At 39.3% G+C, this 18,081-nt stretch carries 13 protein-coding genes and 1 tRNA gene; 6 read left to right on the top strand and 8 right to left on the bottom strand.

The window, feature by feature from the left end:
- Positions 1 to 18: 18 nt before the first annotated feature.
- Positions 19 to 1,038 carry a tRNA (adenosine(37)-N6)-threonylcarbamoyltransferase complex transferase subunit TsaD gene (tsaD, locus tag DXA54_RS01605; RefSeq protein WP_120078846.1) on the bottom strand — a complete coding sequence of 340 codons (1,020 nt, stop codon included), beginning with the start codon at positions 1,036 to 1,038 and terminating at the stop codon, positions 19 to 21.
- Positions 1,039 to 1,238: 200 nt separating this feature from the next.
- On the opposite strand from tsaD, the gene DXA54_RS01610 reads away from it, so the two are divergent.
- On the top strand, positions 1,239 to 5,693 hold the full coding sequence (locus tag DXA54_RS01610; RefSeq protein ID WP_120078847.1) for a translocation/assembly module TamB domain-containing protein: 4,455 nt from the start codon (positions 1,239 to 1,241) through the stop codon (positions 5,691 to 5,693).
- An 87-nt stretch (positions 5,694 to 5,780) separates the two neighbouring features.
- On the opposite strand, the gene DXA54_RS01615 is transcribed toward DXA54_RS01610, so the two are convergent.
- Together DXA54_RS01615 and DXA54_RS01620 are read right to left on the bottom strand one after the other, a co-directional pair.
- Entirely contained in the window at positions 5,781 to 6,638 is an 858-nt protein-coding gene (locus DXA54_RS01615) for a PepSY-like domain-containing protein (RefSeq protein WP_008647531.1), read from the bottom strand.
- 21 nt (positions 6,639 to 6,659) lie between these two features.
- A complete protein-coding gene (locus tag DXA54_RS01620) occupies positions 6,660 to 7,097 on the bottom strand; it encodes a PepSY-like domain-containing protein (protein WP_004306079.1) in 438 nt (145 codons plus the stop codon).
- Between the two features lie 318 nt (positions 7,098 to 7,415).
- On the opposite strand from DXA54_RS01620, the gene DXA54_RS01625 reads away from it, so the two are divergent.
- From DXA54_RS01625 to DXA54_RS01635, 3 genes are read left to right on the top strand one after another with little or no spacing between them, the layout of a single operon-like run.
- Entirely contained in the window at positions 7,416 to 8,567 is a 1,152-nt protein-coding gene (locus tag DXA54_RS01625) for an NEW3 domain-containing protein (RefSeq protein ID WP_004306080.1), read from the top strand.
- A gap of 3 nt (positions 8,568 to 8,570) precedes the next feature.
- Positions 8,571 to 9,314: an ABC transporter ATP-binding protein gene (locus DXA54_RS01630; RefSeq protein WP_004295990.1), complete on the top strand. Its 744-nt coding sequence runs from the start codon at positions 8,571 to 8,573 to the stop codon at positions 9,312 to 9,314.
- Positions 9,307 to 10,263 carry an ABC transporter permease gene (locus DXA54_RS01635; RefSeq protein ID WP_004295992.1) on the top strand — a complete coding sequence of 319 codons (957 nt, stop codon included), beginning with the start codon at positions 9,307 to 9,309 and terminating at the stop codon, positions 10,261 to 10,263. Before DXA54_RS01630 ends, DXA54_RS01635 begins: the two co-directional genes overlap by 8 nt.
- 129 nt (positions 10,264 to 10,392) lie before the next feature.
- On the opposite strand, the gene DXA54_RS01640 is transcribed toward DXA54_RS01635, so the two are convergent.
- The 5 genes from DXA54_RS01640 to DXA54_RS01660 form a co-directional block, all read right to left on the bottom strand.
- Positions 10,393 to 11,667, bottom strand: a complete 1,275-nt coding sequence (locus DXA54_RS01640; RefSeq protein WP_004295993.1) for a sensor histidine kinase — start codon at positions 11,665 to 11,667, stop codon at positions 10,393 to 10,395.
- 21 nt (positions 11,668 to 11,688) lie between these two features.
- A complete protein-coding gene (locus tag DXA54_RS01645; protein ID WP_004295994.1) occupies positions 11,689 to 12,366 on the bottom strand; it encodes a response regulator transcription factor in 678 nt (225 codons plus the stop codon).
- A 214-nt stretch (positions 12,367 to 12,580) separates the two neighbouring features.
- Complete coding sequence (gene proS / locus DXA54_RS01650) at positions 12,581 to 14,074, bottom strand: proline--tRNA ligase (protein ID WP_004318252.1); 1,494 nt, start codon at positions 14,072 to 14,074, stop codon at positions 12,581 to 12,583.
- A 170-nt stretch (positions 14,075 to 14,244) separates the two neighbouring features.
- Entirely contained in the window at positions 14,245 to 14,673 is a 429-nt protein-coding gene (locus DXA54_RS01655; protein ID WP_004295997.1) for a DUF2867 domain-containing protein, read from the bottom strand.
- Positions 14,674 to 14,814: 141 nt separating this feature from the next.
- A tRNA-Gly gene (locus tag DXA54_RS01660) sits at positions 14,815 to 14,887 on the bottom strand.
- 776 nt (positions 14,888 to 15,663) lie between these two features.
- Here DXA54_RS01660 and DXA54_RS01665 point away from each other — a divergent pair.
- Both DXA54_RS01665 and DXA54_RS01670 read left to right on the top strand, forming a co-directional pair.
- On the top strand, positions 15,664 to 17,076 hold the full coding sequence (locus tag DXA54_RS01665) for a TolC family protein (RefSeq protein WP_009041125.1): 1,413 nt from the start codon (positions 15,664 to 15,666) through the stop codon (positions 17,074 to 17,076).
- Between the two features lie 6 nt (positions 17,077 to 17,082).
- The gene (locus DXA54_RS01670) at positions 17,083 to 18,069 is read left to right on the top strand and encodes an HlyD family secretion protein (protein ID WP_004312436.1); all 987 of its coding nucleotides are present in this window, start codon (positions 17,083 to 17,085) and stop codon (positions 18,067 to 18,069) included.
- Positions 18,070 to 18,081 lie beyond the last annotated feature (12 nt).

Genomic DNA, 18,081 nt, shown 5'->3' on the forward strand with positions numbered 1-18,081 from the left:
ATAATAAGGTGTACCCAATTATAACGTCACACGAGAATAAGCCGGAAGATCAATAGAACAAAAGTCCTTATCCAGATATTTGAAATATCCGGTAATGGCGATCATGGCTGCATTATCAGTCGTATAACTGAATTTAGGGATAAAAATGTTCCAGCCATATTTCTCGGCATGTTCCCGGAAAGCATTACGCAATCCATTATTTGCAGAAACTCCTCCGGCCACAGCTATTTCATTAATCTTATATTCTTTGGCGGCTTTTCGTAATTTATCCATCAGAATATCCACTACAGTAGCCTCCAATGATGCTGCAAGATCTACTTTATGGTGTTCTATGAAATCAGGATCTTCCTTTAACCAGTCGCGTAATGAATATAAAAAGGAAGTTTTCAATCCGCTGAAGCTGTAATCTAAACCAGGAATATGCGGTTTGCTGAATGTAAAAGCTTTCGGATTTCCCTGACGAGCCAGTTTATCAATGATCGGTCCGCCGGGATAACCAAGTCCCATCACTTTAGAGCATTTATCAATAGCTTCACCTGCGGCATCGTCAATAGTCTGTCCAAGAATCTCCATATCATTATAGGCTTTGACCAGTATGATTTGTGAATTTCCTCCAGATACCAGCAAACAGAGAAATGGGTAAACAGGTTGTCTCTCTTCTTCTCCTTCCGCTTTAATAAAATGAGCTAAAACATGTCCGATCAAATGATTAACATCAATCATTGGGATGTTTAAAGAACAAGCGAATCCTTTTGCAAAGGAGACTCCAACAAGCAAAGACCCCATCAATCCCGGTCCGCGAGTGAAAGCTACCGCGCTCAACTCTTCTTTGGTGACGCCGGCACGTTTTAATGCTTCATGTACTACCGGTACGATGTTTTGTTGGTGTGCCCGTGAAGCCAACTCGGGTACTACTCCGCCGTATGCTTCATGTACGGCTTGACTTGATACCACATTTGACAGCAAATAACCATCCTTGATTACGGCTGCCGACGTATCGTCACAGGAGGATTCAATTCCTAAAATTATTGCACTCATAAGTATTTAAACTATTAAACGGTGCAAAAGTAATCATAAAACTACGATTCGTAACGAACTATTTTATATTTTTGTTCGCAAAATAAAAGTTATCGCATATCAGAACGCTGAAAAAGACTGTACGCTGGGTAGTAGGTATTGTACTGGGAGTATATATCGGGACTATTGTTTTGCTGAATATACCAAACATTCAGCAAGCAATGAGTGTATTTGTAGCTGAAGAACTTTCCGAAGTTTTAAATACAAAGGTAGTAATTGGTAGAATTAATATCGGTCTATTGAACCGTATTATTATTGATGATGTATTGCTTGACGATCAGAGTGGTCAGGAAATGCTTAAAGTCACACGTTTGTCCGCCAAGTTCGATATTATGCCCTTTTTTAAAGGAAAGATATCCATTAGCAGTGTCCAGCTTTTCGGATTTAATATCAATCTCCGGAAAGAGACTCCGGATTCCCCTCCTAATTTTAAGTTTGTTTTGGATGCTTTTGCTTCCAAAGATACCGTGAAGAAAGAAAACTCCCTTGATTTGCGTATTAATTCCATCCTGATTCGTCGTGGAAGGATGTCTTATCATGTGTTGTCGGAAGAAGAAACACCGGGGAAATTTAACGCTAAGCATATTCAGCTTCAAAATATCATCGCTAATATATCGCTGAAGGCATTAAGTAAGGACTCTTTGAATTTAGGGATCAAGCGATTGAGCCTTGATGAAAAAGCATCCGGCTTCTCTTTGAAAAAAATGAGTTTGAAACTGGTTGCCAATAACAAGCAGACAAACATTGATAATTTTACAATAGAATTGCCCGAAACCTCTCTCAAGCTTGATACCATTCATTTGGAGTATGATAGTTTGAAAGCTTTTGACCGTTTTACAGAACAGGTGCATTTCTCTTTCCGTACTTTGCCATCGCAAGTTACTTTAAAAGATATTTCTCCTTTTGTCCCTATCCTCTCGCATTTCAAGGAACCGGTGACGTTGGATATGGAGGTGAAGGGAACTGTGGATCAGTTGACTTGTTCGCATCTGGAGATTACAGCCGATGACCGTCAGTTCCGTCTGCGAGGAGATGTATCGCTTCAGGACTTATCTCATCCACAAGATGCGTATGTATATGGAACTCTTTCCGAACTTTCGGCCAATACGCGCGGAGTCGGTTTTTTAGTGCGTAATTTGAGTCCTAATTATAATGGAGTTCCTCCTCTTCTCGAACGTTTGGGCAACGTGAGTTTCCAGGGAGAAATTTCGGGATACTTCACGGACTTAGTTACTTATGGACAATTACAAACGAGTCTTGGAAATGTAAAGACCGACTTAAAATTGAGTTCTGATAAGACAAAAGGATTGTTTGCGTATTCCGGAGCTGTCAAAACAGAGGATTTTCAACTAGGTAAATTATTGGATAATGAGGAATTGGGAGAAATTACTTTCAATCTGGATGTACATGGCCGGCATATTGCTGACCACTTGCCTGCCGTAGAATTGAAAGGACTGATTGCTTCGATAGATTATAGCAGATATAGATATGAAAATATCACACTGGACGGAGAATACAAACAAGGCGGATTTAATGGAAAGATTGCGTTGGATGATCCTAATGGCTCTATTTATCTGAATGGAGACGTAAATGTTGCATCCAAAGTTCCTACTTTTAATTTTCTTGCAGTAGTCAATAAAGTACGCCCACATGATTTGAATCTTACGACCAAATATCCTGATGCAGAGTTCTCTTTAAAACTGAAAGCCAATTTTACAGGTGGATCAGTGGATGAGATGATTGGAGAAATCAATGTGGATAGCTTGGAATTTACAGCTCCGGATAAAGCATATTTCATGCAGAATATGAATATCCGGGCAACCAAACAAAATGGAGAAAATCAGCTTAGATTGACTTCCGAATTCCTGAAAGCAAGCATAGAGGGAAAATTCCAATATCACACATTGCCTGCCAGTATTCTGAATATTATGCGGAAATATGTGCCGTCTTTGATATTACCTCCCAAGAAGCCGATTGAAACCCATAATAACTTTTTGTTTGATATACATATATATAATACGGACATTTTATCTACGATATTTGATATACCGTTAACGGTATATACTCATTCTACGTTGAAGGGATATTTTAATGATGCTTTACAACGCTTGCGTGTAGAGGGATATTTTCCCCGTCTGCAATATAAGAACAACTATATTGAGTCAGGTATGATTCTGTGCGAGAATCCGGCAGATCATATTCGTGCACGGGTTCGTCTGACTAATTTGAAAAAGAAAGGAGCAGTCAATCTATCTCTGGATGCACAAGCTAAAGATGACAATGTCAGTACGACTTTGGATTGGGGAAATAATGCTGCAGCAACATATAGCGGGAAATTAGCAGCTGTTGCCAAATTTCTACGTACAAGCGGAGAAAAGTCATTGTTGAAAGCGATGGTGGATGTGAAGCCTACTGATGTTATTTTAAATGATACTCTCTGGAAGATACATCCTTCGCAGGTGGTGGTCGATTCCGGACGAGTGGATGTGAATAATTTCTACTTTAGTCATCAGGATAGATATGTACGCATTAACGGCCGGCTTTCCGAGAATCCTAAAGATACTGTAAAAGTTGATCTAAAGGATATAAATATGGGATATGTATTTGATATTGCAAGTATATCCGACGATGTAAACTTTGAGGGCGACGCGACAGGAACGGCTTATGCAAGCGGAGTGCTTAAAAAGCCTATTATGAATACCCGTTTATTTATAAAGAATTTCTCACTCAACCACGGTCGTTTGGGTGAACTGGATATATATGGTGAGTGGGATAATGAAAATAGAGGTATCCGGTTGGATGCATCCATTCAGGATATATCTCCTTCTCCGTCGCGTGTCACGGGTATTATTTATCCATTAAAACCCGAGAGCGGACTTGATTTAAATATTGAAGCAAATGAATTGAATCTGAAATTCCTCGAACATTATATGAAGTCTATTGCCAATGATATTAAAGGGCGAGGAACAGGAAAAGTACATTTCTATGGAAAATTTAAAGGATTGAACCTGGATGGTGCGGTTATGACAGATGCATCCATGAATTTTGATATTTTAAACACACATTTTGCGGTAAAAGATACTATTCATTTGGCTCCTACCGGATTGACATTCAATAACATACATATCTCTGATATGGAAGGGCATTCGGGGAGAATGAATGGATATTTGCTTTTCCAGCATTTTAAGAACCTAAACTATCGTTTCGAGATACAGGCAAATAATATGCTTGTGATGAACACAAAAGAATCGACAGATATGCCTTTCTATGGTACGGTATATGGTACCGGGAATGTATTGCTCTCTGGAAACGCCATACAGGGGCTCGACGTAAATGTGGCCATGACCACCAATCGAAATACTACCTTTACATATATTAATGGTAGTGTAGCATCGGCTACTAGCAATCAGTTTATCAAATTCGTGGATAAAACACCTCGTCGTACTATCCAGGATTCTGTTCAAGTAATCTCATATTACGAACAAATACAGCAAAAACGTCAGGAGGAGGAAGAGCAGAAAACAGATATCCGTTTGAATATTCTCGTGGATGCAACTCCCGATGCCACCATGCGAATCATTATGGACCCTATTGCCGGAGATTATATCAGCGGAAAAGGTACGGGAAATATCCGGACGGAATTTTATAATAAGGGCGATGTGAAAATGTTTGGTAATTACCGGATCAATCAAGGAGTATATAAATTTAGTTTGCAGGAAGTGATTCGTAAAGACTTTATTATCAAAGATGGAAGTACAATAACGTTCAATGGTGCACCTTTGGATGCTAACATGGACATACAAGCTTCATATACAGTGAACTCTGCCTCTTTGAATGATTTGATACCGGATGCTTCGGCTATTATACAACAACCCAATGTGCGTGTAAATTGTATCATGAATCTAAGTGGTATGCTGGTACGACCGACTATCAAACTGGGTATTGAGCTTCCGAATGAAAGAGATGAAATACAAACATTGGTACGTAATTATATCAGTACGGAAGAGCAAATGAATATGCAGATTCTTTATTTGCTGGGTATTGGCAAGTTCTATACGGAAGATGCCCGTAATAATAATCAGAATTCGAATGTGATGTCATCGGTGCTCTCATCTACTCTCTCCGGCCAGTTGAACAATGCACTTTCACAGGTCTTTGAAACGAATAACTGGAATATCGGTACGAATTTGAGTACGGGTGATAAGGGTTGGACAGACATGGAAGTAGAAGGTATTTTGTCGGGACAATTATTGAATAACCGTTTATTGATAAACGGAAACTTCGGTTATCGGGATAATCCGATGGCTAATACTAACTTTGTAGGAGACTTTGAAGCAGAATGGCTGATTACCCGTTCGGGAGATATTCGTTTGAAGGCTTATAATGAGACAAATGACCGTTATTACACAAAAACAAACTTGACTACACAAGGTGTAGGTATCATGTATAAAAAGGATTTCAATAAATGGAGTGATCTATATTTCTGGAATAAATGGCGGTTACGCAATAAGCGGAAACGGGAAGAAGCTGAAAAGGTGAAACCGCAACAAACGGACAGCATCACTGATAAAACTGCTAAATCGGCAGTGAAAAGAAAACGTGTACAGGAGCAGTAAAAAATAATAAACGATGACATATCCATCAGGAATTATGTCATCGTTTGTTGTTTGTGAGAATTATGTTTCAGAATTATGCACTTTGACCTATGAAAGGACAGTACCGTTCTCGCCTATGTTTACTACTTTATCTACATCCCCCTTCTCAAGTTCAATTCGATAATATATGCTACCATCTGCTTTTTCAATATACTCCGCTTCGTCAAAACGATATTCTCCATATTGATTATTGAGAGTATTGTTTACTGCTTCAGGCAATTCATTCTGACGTATTTCCCATGAAGTAGAATACCAATTTCCAGTCTGGTTGAACAATACATCTTTTGGGATTCCATTATGAATGATATCTACCTCTGTATATCCAAAATCCCAATCATTTCTATCATCCTCAACGTCTACTTCCATGATTCTTGCATTCGGATACTTTTCATTGATGAAGTTTTTCATAGCTTCAGTCAATTGTACAGGAAGATGTTCGTTGTTATCATCATCAGTGTCTACAATGCTTTTAATCAGAGTTCCATCAGCAGAATAATACAAATCGACCTCCTGATTCTGCTTTTCGACTTCAATTACGAAAACAGTTTCAACGCCTGTCCGTTCCAGTTTGTCTATATCATCCCGCTTCCATGAGGCATATTCGCTGTTCTCAAAAGACATTTTTACTGCTTGTGGTAATGCATTGTAAGGAATGTCCGTTTCTGTCATTTGCCATTTACCATCTTGGGTGAACCATGCAGATGCTTCATATCCGTCATAGAAATCTGCTACATAATATCCAGACTTAGTTTCCCACTTCACATTTGCAGCATTAGGGAATTTGGATGAAAATGCACTTTGAAGTTCGGCAGGAACAGCTATTGAACCATCGTCATCGTTGTCACAACTTTGCAGACTCCATGTGACGCTTAGTGCCAGTAAAAGTGTATAAATCTTTAGTTTCATCTTTGTTCAATTTAAATAGGTTTAGAAATCAATATCAATCAAATTAAATTTCAGGTCAAACTTCAGTTCCGTACGGTTGGACAGTTTTACTTCATAATCTTTCTTATCTCTCTCAATTTTTAGAATTTTAGCATCAGGGTAATTGGTCGTTACGTATTTCTGAATAGCTGCCGGAATAATTGCTGTAGGTACAGAACTATATTTGCAGTTCACTTCTTCCCAGTTGCCTTTGTTGTCAAACTCCACTTTATCGCCATTCGTGAAAATCACTTCATAACTTTTATAAAAGAAATCACTCTCCATTTTGGCTAATGCTACTTTGCTGTCGGCAAAATGCTGTTTGATAAACTGCTGTGCCGGTTGTGGCATTTGAGTTACCTGGATTGGTTTGTCGTCATCTGCACGAGCTACTGTTTGCAAAGTGAAAAGACACACTAATAAGAATACTAACTTTTTCATAATCGTTGTTTTTTAATATTGGTTTTTACTATTATTATTAATTTGATAATGCAAAGATGAGAGGAGAATCTGAAAAGATTTGGGAATTTTGAGAATTTCCGAAAAAAAAATCGAAAAAATATAGTGACGCTATCCGGTTAACATAGCGTCACTATACATAAAGGATACCGTCACCATCCTATAGGGATAGTGTCACTATAATTTCTTCTTGAAATTAGATTCTTTAGGATTCTTTTAAAACTACTAATAGATACATCGCTTATTTTTGCACACACAAATTTGACAATATTCATATTAAACAACCATAAGAACTTTTGTATGACTATGAGAACAAATTATTTTTTATTATTAGCTATTCTATTGGGGATGATCCCTATGAATTACACGCACGCCAATGATTCAATACCTAAGAGCGTGATTCTGTACACACCTTACACAAAAATCTCCGTATCTCCCGGAGCGTCAATTGACTACAGTATTGATCTTATCAACAACACAGACCAGTTGACGAATGCGAATCTTTCTGTCAGCGGATTGTCCGCCAGTTGGAAACACGAAATGAAATCCGGTGGCTGGAGCCTTAGCCAACTATCGGTACTTCCCAAAGAGAAAAAGACTTTCAATTTAAAAGTCGAAGTCCCATTAAAAGTGAATAAAGGTAATTATCACTTTGTGGTATATGCCGGAAACGCCAAACTTCCATTGGATGTGGTGGTTGCTCAAAAAGGAACATACCAGACTGAATTTACTACCGACCAACCCAACATGCAGGGAAATTCTAAATCAACCTTCACTTTCAGCGCCACTTTAAAGAATCAGACTGCCGACCAGCAGCTATATGCTTTGATGGCTAATGCACCTAGAGGTTGGAATGTAGTTTTTAAACCTAATTATAAGCAAGCCACTTCTGCACAAGTGGAAGCCAACAGTACCCAAAATGTAAGTATAGATATTACTCCTCCTGCCAATGTAGAAGCCGGCAGTTACAAAATTCCGGTACGCGCTGCTACAGGTACCACTTCCGCTGAATTGGAACTGGAAGTGGTTGTTACCGGCTCTTATCAAATGGAACTGACTACTCCCCGTGGGTTATTGAGCACAGATGTCACAGCAGGTGATATAAAGAAAATAGAACTGGAAGTCAGAAACACAGGCTCTTCATTACTGAAAGATATTCAGCTGTCTGCTAATAAACCTGCTGACTGGGAAGTAACTTTCGAACCTTCAAAAATCGATGCACTAAAAGCCGGAGAGACATCAACGGTTATGGCTACTTTGAAAGCTTCTAAAAAAGCATTGCCAGGCGACTATGTGACTACCATCATGGCAAAAACTCCTGAAGTAAATGCAGATGCGCAGTTCAGAGTTGCAGTAAAAACTCCGATGATATGGGGATGGGTAGGCGTTCTTATCATTATTGCCACCATCGGCGTGGTTTACTATCTGTTCCGTAAATATGGAAGGAGGTAAATTATGGGCGAACAAGTGATCGTACTTACCGATTTGACCAAACAATACGGTAATTTCACTGCTGTAGATCATATTCGCCTGAATATCCGGAAAGGAGAAATCTTCGGATTACTGGGACCGAATGGTGCTGGAAAATCAACTACTATCTTAATGATGTTGGGATTGACAGAGCCTACTTCGGGAACAGTTGAAATTTGTGGAATCAATTCTACTACACACCCCATTGAAGTAAAAAGGAAAATTGGGTATTTGCCAGAAGATGTAGGATTCTATGATGATATGACAGGACCGGAGAATTTGATCTATACAGCGCGATTAAATGGTATTTCTGATAAAGAGGCAAAAACCAAGGCTATGGAACTGATGAAGCGGGTAGGCCTTGAAGATCAGTTAGCCAAAAAGACAGGGAAATACTCTCGTGGTATGAGACAGCGGTTGGGATTGGCTGATGTACTTATTAAAAATCCGGAGATTATTATTCTCGATGAGCCGACTTCAGGGATTGACCCTGCAGGTGTTCAGGAATTTATCGAACTGATTCGCTGGTTGAGTAAAGAAGAAGGACTGACAGTGCTTTTCTCTTCCCATCATCTGGATCAGGTACAGAAAGTGTGCGACCGGGTAGGTTTGTTCAGTAATGGCCAATTACTTGCTTTGATCGATATGGCAGAATTGAAAGATAAGAAGCAGGAATTGTCTGATATTTATAACCATTATTTTGAGGAAGGAGGAGAAAGACATGAATAAAGTCAATCATCCTTTTTGGGTTATCGTCAACAAGGAAATTTCCGATCATGTCAAAAGTTGGCGTTTTATTATACTAATAGGTATTATAGCACTTACCTGTATGGGGTCGCTATATACAGCACTCACCAATATTAGTGAAGCCATCAAACCTAATGATCCGGACGGTTCGTTTCTTTTCTTGAAGTTGTTTACGGTTTCAGATGGAACTCTCCCCTCTTTTGTGCTGTTTATTAACTTCTTAGGTCCCCTATTGGGAATCGCTTTGGGATTTGATGCAGTCAATTCCGAACAAAATAAAGGAACATTGAGCCGTATGCTGTCCCAGCCTATTCATCGCGATTGCATTATCAATGCGAAGTTTGTGGCTGCTTTGATTGTGATAGGTATCATGTTGTTTGTATTGGGCTTTCTGGTGATGGGATGTGGGCTGATTGCTATTGGTATTCCTCCTACGGCAGAAGAGTTTTGGAGAATTGTTTTCTTCATCATTACCAGTATCTTTTATGTAGCATTCTGGTTGAATCTGGCTATTCTGTTCTCACTCCGTTTCCGTCAGGCAGCGACTTCTGCCTTAGCATCTGTGGCTGTTTGGCTGTTTTTTAGTGTATTCTATACCATGATTGTTAATTTGGTGGCAAAAGGGTTGAGTCCGTCACAGATGGCATCACCTTATCAGATTATCAGTTATCAGAAGTTTATTCTAGGGTTGATGCGTTTGGCACCGAGTGAACTGTTTAATGAAGCTACCACCACACTATTGATGCCTTCTGTCAGAAGTTTGGGGCCATTGACTATGGAACAGGTACAGGGAGCTATCCCTAGTCCGCTCCCATTGGGACAAAGTCTTTTAGTTGTATGGCCACAGTTGACCGGATTGATTGCGGCAACGGTTATTTGCTTCGCTATTTCTTATATCATGTTTATGAGGAGAGAAATACGATCCCGATAACCTGCTCACTATAAAAGACGCAGAGGACACGGAGAAACAGGTGGATGGATATACCTGACAAATTGGTTTTATGATAACCGACAGGTCGTTCACTTAAAATCCGTGTCCTCTGTGTTTTTCAGATGAATCTTATGATTGGGAAATCTCGAAGCAATGTTCATTCTGCTCGAAGTAATATTTTATATTCAGATGTTGCAAACGACAGATGGAATCGGCTATAGCTAATCCCAGCCCTGTAGATCCTTCTTTTTTGCTACCCTGATAGAAACGTTCGAAGATATGTTCCTTGTTCAGCGGATGTTCCACTCCCGAATTTCGGAAAGTAATACCGTTCTTAGTAACGGTGATTCGGATATGTCCCCCATCAATATTATGTACAAATGCATTTTTCAGGAGGTTAGTGAGTAAAGCAACAGCCAGGGATTCGTTCATTGTCACCTTGAAAACGCCTTGTTCATCTATCGTGACTTCTATGTTGCGATAATCATAAACTTCTTCGTAATCTTGCAGATATTGTTTGAGAAGTACATTGAGTTCCAATTCTTTGGTATCCGTAAACTGACCATTATCAATCTTGGAAAGCAATAATAGGGATTTGTTTAATTTAGTGATGTATTCTAAAGTCTGATGCGTTTTCATCAGTTCTTCCAGTTGTTTTTCTGATAGCGAATCATCTTCCATCAACATTTCCAATCGATTACGGCAGATAGCAAGTGGAGTTTGTATCTCGTGTGAAGCATTTCCGATAAACTGTTTTTGTTGTTCGAACATCTGCTCCGTACGTTCCACATAACGAATGGCAGCCTCATTTAATTTCCGGAATTCCGTGATTTGAGTATCGTTACTCAAAGGTTTATTTCTTTTTCCTGTTTGATAACCGTCCAGCCAGTGTAGAAGTACATAGAGCGGTCGCATATTCCGGTAAAATACCCATACGGAAATGATAATAATGCAGAATAATAAAGCTACATATAAAAATATAATCCACACCTGGATGGCATCTCTCAAATCGTCTTTTTCAATGCTGGGAGTTGATACTGTCAGCTCGTGGTATCGTCCTTCATCATCTTTAAAGATAGTAGTAAGAATACGTGCCGGCTCGGTCTCTCCTTTTTCTTCAATGTATACCATAGAGTCTTTATACTGAATATCCTCCCGGCTTTCCGCATACTCTTTGCTTACTTCCATCATATAATATTGATTGTTGGAGCCATTGGTTTTAGAAGGTAGCTCCTCTCCTGCCAATGCCCGGATAATGATGGTTTCCGAATAATCTTCCAAAGCATCATCCACTTCATCGTTGACTTCATCGATCATCGTAACATAAAAGAAGATAGCCCAGACCGTCAGTATGAGGGTCAGAGCAAGGGTAATACGAAGAATGATGTAATATATTAATTTCATGGACAATAATCTCTTTCCTTTTTATTCTACTATCATTTTATACCCAAATCCATAGACTGCTTTAATTTCAATAGTTGCACCAGAATCCTTGAGCTTTTTGCGAAGATTCTTGATTTGTGCATATATGAAGTCAAAATTATCGACCTGATCGATATGGTCTCCCCACACTGATTCGGCCAAAGTGTTTTTATTGATTAATCTCCCAGGGCGATTGATAAAATATAACAGGATATCATATTCTTTTCTATTTAGTTCCACTTCCTGCTCGTTGACAAATACACGATATTTATCCGGTTCTATCCGTACGTTGCCTTGGCGGATATCAATCTCTCCATCATGCTGATGGCGACGAATCACGCTTTTAATTCGTGCATTTAGTTCAACCAAATGAAATGGCTTTGGCAAATAATCGTCCGCTCCCAGTTCTAATCCCAAAACTTTGTCTTCCAGGGAGTCTTTTGCGGAAATAATAATCACGTTCTCCCGCTTATGGAGAGCTTTCAGTCGTTCAAGAAGATCAAGTCCGCTTCCGTCCGGTAGCATGATGTCCAATAAGATACAATCATAGTCGTAATCTTCAATTTTGCGTAGAGCAGAATTGAAGTCACTGGCTGTTTCTACAACGTAACGTTCTTTTTCAAGTGAACATTGAATCAGTTCTCTCAAAGAGGGTTCGTCTTCTACAATCAATATCTTCATAATTTTGTCTCCTTTCTTTTTTACATACTACAAAGAAAAGGGATATTTCTGAAATAAAACTGAAATGGATTGAAAAAAGAGCTTGAAATAACTATTGAATGTCTAATGAACTGTTAGGACAGGCCATAAATAATATAATATGGAAGGAAAAAGAGAAAAGGATGAAAGCGATTGAGCCGTTTCCATCCTTTTTATAATTATGTGCGAATTTTGTTTAATAAGAACGTGCAAATATCACGCGGCAAGCAGATGGTTTACCTGTTACCATACATTTACCAGGTTCTTTGTCGCCCGGAACAAATGACTCGAACGGAATACAACGAATGGTTGCTTTAGTTTCTTCCTTAATTTTTTCTTCGGTTTCAGTAGTTCCATCCCAATGAGCCAGAATAAATCCGCCTTCTTCGATTTTTTCTTTAAATTCGTCATAGGTGTCTACTGTTGTAATCTTGGAGTTACGGTAGTCCAATGCTTTTTTGTAGATATTAGCCTGCATTTCTTCAAGCAGGTTCTGAACGTATGTTTCAATGCCTTCACAGGTAACTGTTTCTTTTTCCAGTGTATCACGGCGCATCACTTCCATCGTGTTGTTTTCAAGATCGCGACCACCCATAACCAAACGAACAGGTACACCCTTCAATTCATAATCAGCGAATTTGAAGCCCGGGCGTTTGTTATCTGCATTATCATATTTCACAGAGATGCCCAGTGCTTTCAACTTAGCTACAATGCCTTCTACTTTAGCATCAATTTGTTTCAGTTGTTCGTCATTCTTATAGATAGGAACGATTACTACCTGAATCGGAGCCAAATGTGGAGGTAATACCAATCCGTTGTCATCCGAGTGAGTCATAATCAATGCACCCATCAAACGAGTAGAAACACCCCATGAAGTAGCCCAAACATACTCCATCTTGTTTTCCTTGTTAACGAACTGAACATCGAATGCCTTTGCAAAGTTTTGTCCCAGGAAGTGGGAAGTACCACTTTGCAATGCTTTTCCGTCCTGCATCATGGCTTCTATTGTGTAAGTGTCAAGTGCACCTGCAAAACGTTCATTGGCTGATTTCACTCCCTTTACAACGGGAACAGCCATATATTTTTCTGCAAATTCACCATATACATTCAACATTCTGATTGCTTCTTCCTCTGCTTCTTCACGGGTAGCATGAGCGGTATGTCCCTCTTGCCACAGGAATTCGGCAGTACGCAGGAAAAGACGGGTACGCATTTCCCAACGGAAAACGTTCGCCCATTGGTTGCAGAGAATAGGCAGGTCACGGTATGACTGAATCCAGTTCTTATAAGTATTCCAGATGATTGTTTCTGATGTCGGACGGATAATCAATTCCTCTTCCAATTTAGCTGCAGGATCTACTACAACTCCTGAACCGTCTTCCGCATTCTTCAAACGATAATGTGTTACTACGGCACACTCTTTCGCAAACCCTTCTACGTGTTCTGCTTCGCGGCTTAAGAATGATTTCGGGATTAATAGCGGGAAATATGCATTTACGTGTCCTGTTTCCTTGAACATGTCGTCCAATTGACGTTGCATTTTCTCCCAGATAGCGTATCCGTAAGGCTTAATCACCATACATCCGCGCACGGCAGATTGTTCTGCCAAATCAGCTTTTACCACCAAATCGTTATACCACTGTGAGTAGTTTTCACTACGTTTGGTAAGGTCTTTCAGTTCTTTTGCCATTATATTTTTCTATTTAAAGTTTTCTTGAGTGTTAAAACAGGGTGCAAAAATACGAAAAATGCATGAACTGCCCTATTCTTCATGCATTAATTTTCTAAAGTCATTTGCTTCTATATTACATATCTCATTTTTCATATTCGTTATATCGTTGCATCCGCGACTATGCTTGTTCAGCATAGCGCCTTTTTGAGAACTAAAGGCACTATGACCCGATGAAAAGGTTTTATACAAAAGAAATAAGCCTTTCCTACCCAATTATGGTATTTTACTAATGTGGTAACCTCAATCATTTGTTTTCCTGTTTCCAATGGCGTAATGAAAATATCGACATAAAACAATAAATGTTTATCGTCTTTTCTCATAATTGCTTCTTGCTTGTCTTCCTCTATAATAAGTTCTTCACTTTCAATAGCTTTAGTTTCTATACCGAAAGGTTTGACTAAACAGGCCCTTATTGCATACAACATTCGGAGCCAAGCGGGGTTATGAGCAAAGACTTTTAAAATAATATCTTTAGGAGACAAACGATTTTCTGTAACTTCTATGGAAAAACTGTCACTGTAATCTACGGGGAGATATTTCTCTATTTTCTTAGCCATATTGGTTATTCAATTAGGGTTATTCTACAATATGTTCAGTTTAGGTTTCGTCCGATAATAGATAAAACCATAGAAAAGGGGGCTTGAAAAATAAAAAATCAGGCAGTTTTTTTTTTAAGATAACCACCTGATTTTCAAAAGAGCGGTAAACGAGGCTCGAACTCGCGACCCCCAGCTTGGGAAGCTAGTGCTCTACCAACTGAGCTATTACCGCATATTTACTGCATTTCTCGACTCAAAAGCCTTATGAAATGGTGATGCAAAGGTAAACATAATTTTTATATCTCAAATAAAATCGCAGAAATTTTAATGCAAGAAAAAAGAGAAATTAAAGCCTCTTCAATTCTTTTGTTTTGATGAAAAACAACCGGATATGAAAAAACGCATATTAGTAGCCCGTATAATTAAAAATATACAGATTGGCGATAGTCGCTATAGAAAAAACTCCAGGATTTCCGGTTAATAAGATTCAGATATAAACTATTTTAGTGAATAATCTATCACTAGGTTCTAAATAGAGAATGAATATTGAATATGTGAGAACAAAGTTGCTTATATTATTTCAAATTGACAGATTTAGTTTCTAGCAAAATAAATAAGATTTAGAGACAAACAGGTACTTTATGGGCTGTTTGGTAGCTTCCTTTTAAAGGGAGAACACGCTTCTCACCGACCAACGGTTGGTTCCATTTAAAGGAACGGAGCTTTTCCTTTAAAGAAACAACTCCAATATGCATTTATATTTTGTATAATCAAGTAGTTTATATCCATTAATAACACGCTTATTGCATATACTTGCATTATTTTATGCATCATTTTTTCTATCTGATAGAAATGATACAAACGTGATTCAAAGAGAAGATGAAAAATAGAACATCTTATAAAAAAGCGTTGAAACCTTCTTTTGTTGTATTGCTATATTCTTTCTGATGAACAAACCTCTCTTTTCATCTGTTAGAATATCTCAAATTCAGATATAACCTAACCAGTATGAAAAAAAATAAGCGACTTTGTATACTATTGACTTTGTATTTTTCCATCGGTCAGATAGATGCACAGATACCATTAAGTTTCGAAGAATCACTGCATCTGTTGAATCAAGGAAATCAGAGTCTGAAAATAGCGGATAAGAGTATTGAGATTGCGAAGGCTGAACGTGATAAGTTGAATGCTTTTTGGTATCCCAGTCTTCAGTCTACAGGTGCGTTTGTACACATGTCGGAGAAGATCGAAGTTAAACAGCCTTTATCGCAGTTTACCGATCCGGCTAAAGACTTTGTACATTCCATTATTCCGGATGACCAGATCATTTCGTCTATACTGGATCAAATTGGGGCAAATACCCTTATATTTCCTTTGACTCCAAGAAATTTGACAACTGTTGATTTATCAGCCGAGTGGGTACTCTTTTCCGGTGGTAAGCGTTTTCATGCCACCAACATCGGAAGAACGATGGTTGATCTGGCACGGGAAAGTCGGGCACAGGTATCGGCCAATCAGCAAAGTTTATTGGTTGAAAGCTATTACGGGCTTCGACTGGCACAACAAATTGTGACGGTTCGTGAAGAAACCTACAACGGATTGAAGAAACATTATGAAAATGCCTTGAAGTTAGAGGCAGCAGGAATGATTGACAAAGCAGGAAGGCTTTTTGCCCAGGTAAATATGGATGAAGCCAAACGTGCATTGGAAGCTGCGCGAAAAGAAGAAACAGTAGTGCAAAGTGCCTTAAAAGTTTTGCTGAATAAAAAGGATGCAGATGCCAATATTATTCCTACCTCTCCCCTTTTTATGAATGATTCATTGCCACCTAAAATGCTATTTGATCTTTCTGTAAACAGTGGGAACTATACACTCAACCAATTACAGCTGCAGCAGCATATTGCCAAACAAGAAGTGCGGATTGCCCAAAGCGGCTATTTGCCGAATATAGCCCTTTTCGGAAAACAGACCTTGTATTCGCATGGCATTCAGAGTAATTTATTACCGCGTACCATGGTAGGCATTGGTTTTACATGGAACCTCTTTGACGGACTGGATCGTGAAAAAAGAGTGCGGCAATCGAAATTAACGGAACAAACTCTGGCTTTAGGGCAGATGAAAGCCCGTGATGATCTGGCTGTTGGGGTAGATAAGCTTTACACGCAGCTGGAAAAGGCACAGGATAATGTAAAAGCTTTAAATGCAACGATTGCCTTAAGTGAAGAATTGGTACGCATCCGAAAGAAATCATTTACAGAAGGGATGGCAACTTCTACCGAAGTTATTGATGCTGAAACCATGCTTGCCAGTGTAAAAGTGGCTCGCCTGGCAGCATATTATGAATATGATGTGGCACTAATGAATCTACTCTCGCTTTGTGGCACACCGGAACAATTTGCAAACTATCAACCTAAACCGTAACAAACAATGAAACCAACTAGTAAAACCCTATCATGGGCTTTTGTCATCATTCTTCTGGCTGTCGGTATTTTCACCGGCTTGGGAGTTATATTAATGCATAAACAGCCGCTGGTCTTGCAAGGACAAGCTGAAGCAACAGAAATCCGTATCAGTGGGAAACTTCCCGGCCGTATCGACACTTTCTTCGTTCAGGAGGGAGACTGGGTACACCGGGGAGATACTCTTGTCGTCATTAATAGCCCTGAAGTACATGCCAAGTATCAACAAGTGAATGCCTTGGAACAGGTGGCAGTACAACAGAACAAGAAAATAGATGCCGGAACCCGTCGTCAGATCGTGGCTACTGCACTGCAATTATGGAATAAAACGAAGAGCGATCTTACTCTCGCCCAGACAACTTACAACCGTATTCTTACTTTATATAAGGACAGTGTCATTACTTCTCAAAGAAAGGATGAAGTAGAAGCTATGTATAAAGCGGCTGTAGCAGCCGAACGTGCTGCCTATGAACAGTATCAGATGGCTGTAGATGGTGCACAAAAAGAAGATAAAGCGTCTGCTGCCAGCATGGTGGATGCTGCTCGAAGCACAGTGGATGAAGTCTCGGCTTTGCTGGTCGATGCTCGGTTGACCGCTCCGGAAAACGGTCAGATAGCAACAATCTTCCCTAAACGTGGAGAGTTGGTTGCACCGGGAACTCCCATTATGAATTTGGTGGTGGTGGATGATATACATGTTGTTCTTAACGTGCGGGAAGATCTGATGCCGCAATTTAAAATGGACGAAACATTTGTTGCGGATGTGCCCGCTATCGGTAAAAAAAATATTGAATTCAAAATCTATTATATTAGTCCGCTAGGCAGTTTTGCTACCTGGAAATCAACCAAGCAAACCGGAAGTTATGACTTACGTACCTTTGAGATTCATGCCCGTCCAACCCAAAAGGTGGATGACTTGCGTCCCGGCATGTCCGTGTTATTGACTTTAGATTAATCGACATCAAAT

It is taken from the genome of Bacteroides sp. OF03-11BH (assembly GCF_003604005.1).
GTDB classification, from domain to species: Bacteria; Bacteroidota; Bacteroidia; order Bacteroidales; family Bacteroidaceae; genus Bacteroides; species Bacteroides ovatus.

Excerpts from the sequence above, each read along its gene's own strand:
- tsaD (WP_120078846.1), bottom strand. The coding sequence starts at position 1,038 with ATGAGTGCAATAATTTTAGGAATTGAATCCTCCTGTGACGATACGTCG.
- DXA54_RS01610 (WP_120078847.1), top strand. The coding sequence starts at position 1,239 with ATGAGTGTATTTGTAGCTGAAGAACTTTCCGAAGTTTTAAATACAAAG.
- DXA54_RS01615 (WP_008647531.1), bottom strand. The coding sequence starts at position 6,638 with ATGAAACTAAAGATTTATACACTTTTACTGGCACTAAGCGTCACATGG.
- DXA54_RS01620 (WP_004306079.1), bottom strand. The coding sequence starts at position 7,097 with ATGAAAAAGTTAGTATTCTTATTAGTGTGTCTTTTCACTTTGCAAACA.
- DXA54_RS01625 (WP_004306080.1), top strand. The coding sequence starts at position 7,416 with ATGACTATGAGAACAAATTATTTTTTATTATTAGCTATTCTATTGGGG.
- DXA54_RS01630 (WP_004295990.1), top strand. The coding sequence starts at position 8,571 with ATGGGCGAACAAGTGATCGTACTTACCGATTTGACCAAACAATACGGT.
- DXA54_RS01635 (WP_004295992.1), top strand. The coding sequence starts at position 9,307 with ATGAATAAAGTCAATCATCCTTTTTGGGTTATCGTCAACAAGGAAATT.
- DXA54_RS01640 (WP_004295993.1), bottom strand. The coding sequence starts at position 11,667 with ATGAAATTAATATATTACATCATTCTTCGTATTACCCTTGCTCTGACC.
- DXA54_RS01645 (WP_004295994.1), bottom strand. The coding sequence starts at position 12,366 with ATGAAGATATTGATTGTAGAAGACGAACCCTCTTTGAGAGAACTGATT.
- proS (WP_004318252.1), bottom strand. The coding sequence starts at position 14,074 with ATGGCAAAAGAACTGAAAGACCTTACCAAACGTAGTGAAAACTACTCA.
- DXA54_RS01655 (WP_004295997.1), bottom strand. The coding sequence starts at position 14,673 with ATGGCTAAGAAAATAGAGAAATATCTCCCCGTAGATTACAGTGACAGT.
- DXA54_RS01665 (WP_009041125.1), top strand. The coding sequence starts at position 15,664 with ATGAAAAAAAATAAGCGACTTTGTATACTATTGACTTTGTATTTTTCC.
- DXA54_RS01670 (WP_004312436.1), top strand. The coding sequence starts at position 17,083 with ATGAAACCAACTAGTAAAACCCTATCATGGGCTTTTGTCATCATTCTT.